Consider the following 5,666-nt stretch of genomic DNA (forward strand, 5'->3'; position numbering starts at 1 on the left):
CTCAAAGAGGACTAATGAATTATTCAGTCCTCTTTGAGAGGACTTTCGCTATAAGCCCCGTGGAATTCATTCCCTGGCGGACTGCCGGGTGGGCGGGAAGACTGGCGGACAAAAAGCTTAAGTTAACACGACGAAAGGCACTGGCGGTGTCCTGGCTGTGGGTAAGATTAATTCCGATGCTACCGGATTTGAGATGAAACGCAGGAATCGCAAAAGTTGCGGCTGTTTTACATTCTGTTACACGGTCAGGTTTATTTGCACCTACCGACTGATTGGCTAATCATTTTTTCTGAGCACTAATCTCATCGCAGAGGTGTTTCTCGCTTTCCTCAGCATTATTCTGCAAATAGTCGTGCAGCCAATCGCAGCCTTGCACCAGCATTTCATCTAAACTTCTGATTTGCCACAACCTTGCTGTATTGTCCTCTGAGCCGGTAGCAATGTAGCCGTCGGGACTAAAACTGACACTCAATATCCCCTAGCATAACGCAAGCTAGCATAATTGCAACGCACTATAGTCAAAGAAAACTTTCCTTGAAAGCGGGCGATCGTCCGTACCAATGTAGAGAGCGATCGCTCATTTTCTGCTGCAAGATATTCGGCTCGATTTGAGTTTACCATAATCTTAATAATTTTGCTGCTGCCACCGCTTAAATTTGTCAGTTTCCATCAACAGCGGATTCAACGCAAACCAATTTCCTTGAGTGTCTGCATATTCAAAAACCCACAGGTTTCGCAGCAAATCTTGGTATTCTTTATCTCCATTAATGCTTTGTTCTTTCACCACCTTAAAGAGTAATTCCCACCGATCATTATCAATGCCATTCTTCAGAGTGTCGCGGGAACTGCGAATCACTGATTTCAAAACATTTTGCGAAATTGGAGGGTCATCTTGCTGCAAGCAACCAAACAGCATCCCCATCAAGTTTCGCAGATGACCTCCGCTGACACGACACAATTCATCTAAAGTTTCAGGACTGTCAAAAACTTCGCCAATTAATGTGATATATTTCTCTGGCGGCATATCCGGGAAAGCCCGCGACATCACCATGCGCCGCAGCAAATTCATCCCCTCAACACATTCGCTGCCGTCTCTATTTTTTACTGGTACCATCGGCAAAACTTTCGGGTCAACTCCCCCTCCCAATCGATTTTTCAAAATTTCGCTTTCATTGCCAAAAATCAATCCCAGCGGCAGGGTATAAACTAAATGGCAATTCAGTTGCCGCAACTGATCGCCCCGGTCAATAAAGATATATTCTGGCAACAATCGCCCCGCTGCATTGGGTCGAAAAACTATCCTGTCTAAGTTGTCAACAATCACCACCAATCCTTTTTTACCGCGCTGCTTTAGCTGATTAATGGCTACATCAATAATTTCTTGATTAATCAGTTCTAACATTTTATTAGCTTGCGGTTCCATGTACTGTCTCAGTTTAGATCGCAAGTCGGGATTACTTTTGGTTTTGGCAGTAATTTTGGCGATGCATAAAGGCAGAGAAACTTCGAGATTTCCGTCTGTATTGCCCTTATATTTGCTGCCAAAAAGTTCTCCTTCTGCTTCTAAAGTCACAGGGGTTTGTAAAAAATCCCAACTATTTTTTAAGAATTCTTTAAAGCGCTGGGTCTGCAAGGAAATTTTGCCCTCTTCCAAGCTTTGCGTGACTCGCCGCGCGATCGCTAACATGATATCTGTCAAATCGAGATCCATTTCATCGAGGTCTTGTGTTGACTCGAAGTAAACTACATGAAATCCCTCATCTGTCAACTCTTTTTCCAGTCGCGACAATTCAGTAGACTTGCCACAACCAATATGTCCGGTAAACAATTGGCAAGTCGGTTTATCTCGTGCCAGACGGGTAATTGTTCGTTTGAGTATGTCAATAATTTTCCCGCCGCGCACCTTAGCAAAATCAATGTATAGCAATCCTCGCATCAGTTTCAATAACTGGTTAACTGGTTCCCAAGCTTTGCCTGGGAACCGATGTCACTCTTGCTCTGCCTCGGCTGCGCCAATGGAGGCAGAGCCTCCGGATATGCGTTACCAGGCTCTTCCTGGTAACGAGTATAATCATTTAGGATTGCTATAGTAGCGAATATCTTCTGAATTTCCCAAGATGAGGGATCGACTGGGGTTGCAGGCATCGCAGAATCGATCGAAATCTAGGTTCATAAAATTTTTAACTAATGATGATATAGAGTGCGATCGAGCGTGATTTCTGTAGGGGCGGGTTCACCAACAATACCTGCCAATAATTAAAAATCTCAAAAACCCGCCCCCACCCCACTAGATAGACATATATATTTCGATCGCTTCCGGTTCGCTAAAAAGTCGGGGCGGGTTTATTGGTTCTCTAGTGTTAGATCGGAGACTAAGGCGAACCCACCCCTACAGGAATTATGTCTATTTTACCGGAGATGATTAGATAAATAACGAATGACAAATGACTAATGACTCTCACTTTTGCTGCCAATATTGGTAGGCGGCATAGGCCAAGGTGACAGCGCCGGTGACGATGGCTGCTTCATCGACCTCAAATTGCGGGTGATGGAGGGGATAGTTCGGTTTGTCAGTCAGTCCCACTCCTAAGCGAAACATGGTTCCCGGTGCGTGTTCTAAGTACATCGAAAAATCTTCGGCGCCGAGGGATGGTTCTGGTAAAATCTGGACGCGCGATCGACCTAAAGCTTCTAAAGCCGCACTTTCGACTAATTGCGTGAGTTTTGGGTCGTTTTGGACTCCGGGCACCCCGCGCTTGTAGGTGAGTTCGTACTTAGCGCCGTAAGTCGCGCAAACGCTGGAGACAATTTGTTCGATCCAAGCAGGCAGGTTTTCGTGGGTTTCCGGATGCAGCGATCGCACGGTTCCCAATAATTTTACTCGATCGGCAATTACGTTCGGCGCTCGTCCGCCGTTAATTTGCCCGATCGTCAAAACCAGTGGCCTCAAAGGATTTTGCGTGCGGCTAATTGCCTGCTGCAAAGTGGTAATTATCTGAGAAGCAATCCAAATTGCGTCGATCGCCTCGTGGGGACGCGCACCGTGGCCGGATTCGCCCATCACAATCAATTCTATGTCATCTGCCGCCGCCGTCAGGGCCCCGTGGCGGATACCGACGCAACCGCCGGGAATCGTCGGGAAAACGTGCACTCCGAGGATGCCGTCAACATCTTGCATCGCCCCATCTTTAATCATCCATTGAGCACCTTGGGCAATCTCTTCCGCCGGCTGAAACAAGAAGCGGACGTTACCGGGCAATTTTTCCCCTAGCTGAGACAATATCATGGCTGCGCCCAAACCGACGGTGGTGTGGATGTCGTGGCCGCAGGCGTGCATCACTCCCTCGTTGCGGGAGGCAAATTCTAAGTTTGTGCGTTCTTGAATCGGCAAAGCGTCCATATCGGTGCGAATTGCCAGCCACCGGGACTCGCTGCTGTTGCCTTTGAGTTCGCCGAGCACTCCTGTTTTGCCGATTCCTTCGATGGCGCGGACTCCGCTGGATGCGAGAACTCCGGCTACGTAGGCGGCGGTTTGATATTCTTGGCCGCTGAGTTCGGGGTGGGAGTGGATGTGGCGGCGTATTTCGATTAAGCGGGGTGCTAGGGTGGCGGCTAATTCTTTGATGCGGGGAAGCATGAATTTAGTTGGGGAGTGCGGTACAAGTTGTAGTCAACTAGGTTAACGCATATGTTTGGGGGTGAACAGGGTTATAAGGGGCTAAAGTGCGATCGGGCTTTTAGATGGCAATGCTATTTTGTTTGTGAATAAGATTTTTTTAACCGCAGAGGGCGCAGAGGACACAGAGAAAAGAGAGAAGAGAGAGTTTGGTTGAAACCAGGAATAAACGTCTAGATTCTAGGATCAAAGGCTGATTTTTAGTTGATAATATCATGTCTGGTCGAGCAACCGCGATTTTTGTCGGGGCGGGTTCACCAACAATACCTGTTAATAATTGACCATCTCAAAAACCCGCCCCGACCGGGATATTATGGTTGATCGATAGGACATGATATTTCTGGTTGTGATATCATCAAGGAGTAATTTTATTAAAATTATTTTTTATGATTAGCTTTGGATTATGGAATGTAATAATTCTAATTACAGTCGCTTTGTTTTTCAAATTTAATTGGCGATTAGATAGCGAAAAAACAGCAGAACCGGATTCTTTGTTTTTAAAAGATCCTTCGATTCACAGGTTGACTCTGTTTTTTCGTCAACCTATCGTTAACTTTATTTTGCAAGCAGTTATTGTATTAGTTCTCACCCGATTTCTCTGTTATACCGGTTGGTTGGTTTACAATCTGACTAATCGACCCGATCCGCCTTACTGGGATTTTAAGTGGTTTTATGTAGCGAGTAGATTAGCCCATCAGCATTTGAGTCCCTTTAATGTGGAGGTGTTTAACATCGGTTTCTGTAGCATCACTAAAGTGTGTGGGTTTATTCCATCTTTTGTTTATCCACCTAATATCATTCCTCCGCTGTGGTTTTTGGGCTATTTCTCGATGAAGACTGCATTTACAATCTGGACTTGGCTGCATCTTATTGCCACAGGTTTTGTTTTATGGGGAGCGAATATTTTGTTGGAGTCCCACTCACGAGCTTTTCGGACTATTTGTAGTATATCAGTTGCATTCCTCTACGGTTTTGTCTTCGATCTTCAAGTTGGCAATGTGGCAACTTTTATTGCGGTTCTGCTGTTAGGGATGTTTATTTATGCTAGGAGAAATCAGGATGTAATTGCAGGAGTTTTATTAGGAGTTGCTCTTTTTAAACCAACTTTAGTTATATTGTTTATTCCTTATTTTTTAATCAAAAGACGGTTTCCGCTAGTTTTTATATCAATAGTCACGGTAACTTTTTTGGCAGTTATGGGTCTAGCTGTAACGGGCAATTCTTTAGCAGGATTTATACAGGATGCGACTCGTGGATTTCCACTCTGGCTCAACGATCCATCGAATAATGCTTATATTTCTATGAGTCGCCTTGATTTAAGGGTTATGGGGCCGAGATTTTTCCCCGATAGTCCCTTCGTGGCGAAGCTATTTTCTGACTTGATTATTCTGGTGCTAGTTGGTTTAGTGAGTTGGTATTTTTACAAAAAACAATCTCGCAATGCTTGGTCAAAAAAGGTTGACTTATCTGAAATGGTGCTAATTTCTACTTTGAGTATTGCTATCAACTATTCTCAGCCCACCAGTTCTGTGATGTTAGCACCGGCGGTGGTTTTTTTGCTGAATGATTTATGTTTTCAGATTAAAAATTGTGCCTTCTCTAGGCAAAGAATGTCGGTTTGGTTATTGGGGGCGGGCTGTGTCATGGTGCAAACCGCTGTGATTCATGGCGGGCTGTTGGTGTTTCTAGGAAAGCGGTGGAACTGGAAGGGGGGGGAATTGCCTTATTTGTTTAAAGTAACTATTTTTTCACTACCGAGTTATGCGATTTTAGGCCTTACGTTAAGTGTTTTAGTCTTAGCGATTACATCTCTTCGTCAAAAACAGGTTGCTGAATTTGACCAACCGAGCTGAAGCAGGAAGTAGACATTTCTCTCTTCTCTTCCTCTGTGCTCTCTGCGTCCTCTGCGGTTAAATCCCACACTCCGCACTTCAATAACACTACATAGTATAGTACATTGCTAGGCCCGAATGAATAAGTAAAAATACTT

5 protein-coding genes are annotated in these 5,666 nt (G+C 44.9%); 1 reads left to right on the forward strand and 4 read right to left on the reverse strand.

What is annotated here, in order from left to right; genetic code table 11:
• Positions 1 to 280: 280 nt before the first annotated feature.
• The 4 genes from QUA16_RS35325 to QUA16_RS35340 form a co-directional block, all read right to left on the reverse strand.
• Complete coding sequence (locus QUA16_RS35325) at positions 281 to 472, reverse strand: WD40 repeat domain-containing protein (RefSeq protein WP_333109377.1); 192 nt, start codon at positions 470 to 472, stop codon at positions 281 to 283.
• On the reverse strand, positions 469 to 621 hold the full coding sequence (locus tag QUA16_RS35330) for a hypothetical protein (protein ID WP_333109374.1): 153 nt from the start codon (positions 619 to 621) through the stop codon (positions 469 to 471). The genes QUA16_RS35325 and QUA16_RS35330 overlap by 4 nt, the downstream gene beginning before the upstream one ends.
• 4 nt (positions 622 to 625) lie before the next feature.
• Complete coding sequence (locus tag QUA16_RS35335; protein WP_333181750.1) at positions 626 to 1,936, reverse strand: ATP-binding protein; 1,311 nt, start codon at positions 1,934 to 1,936, stop codon at positions 626 to 628.
• 522 nt (positions 1,937 to 2,458) lie between these two features.
• Positions 2,459 to 3,637, reverse strand: coding sequence for a M20 family metallopeptidase (locus QUA16_RS35340; RefSeq protein WP_333109371.1), 1,179 nt, complete (start codon positions 3,635 to 3,637; stop codon positions 2,459 to 2,461).
• A 425-nt stretch (positions 3,638 to 4,062) separates the two neighbouring features.
• Here QUA16_RS35340 and QUA16_RS35345 point away from each other — a divergent pair, with 425 nt between their 5' ends.
• Positions 4,063 to 5,529: a glycosyltransferase family 87 protein gene (locus tag QUA16_RS35345; RefSeq protein ID WP_333109370.1), complete on the forward strand. Its 1,467-nt coding sequence runs from the start codon at positions 4,063 to 4,065 to the stop codon at positions 5,527 to 5,529.
• Positions 5,530 to 5,666 lie beyond the last annotated feature (137 nt).

It is taken from the genome of Microcoleus sp. S13_C3 (genome assembly GCF_036700905.1).
Taxonomy (GTDB): Bacteria; Cyanobacteriota; Cyanobacteriia; order Cyanobacteriales; family Microcoleaceae; genus Microcoleus.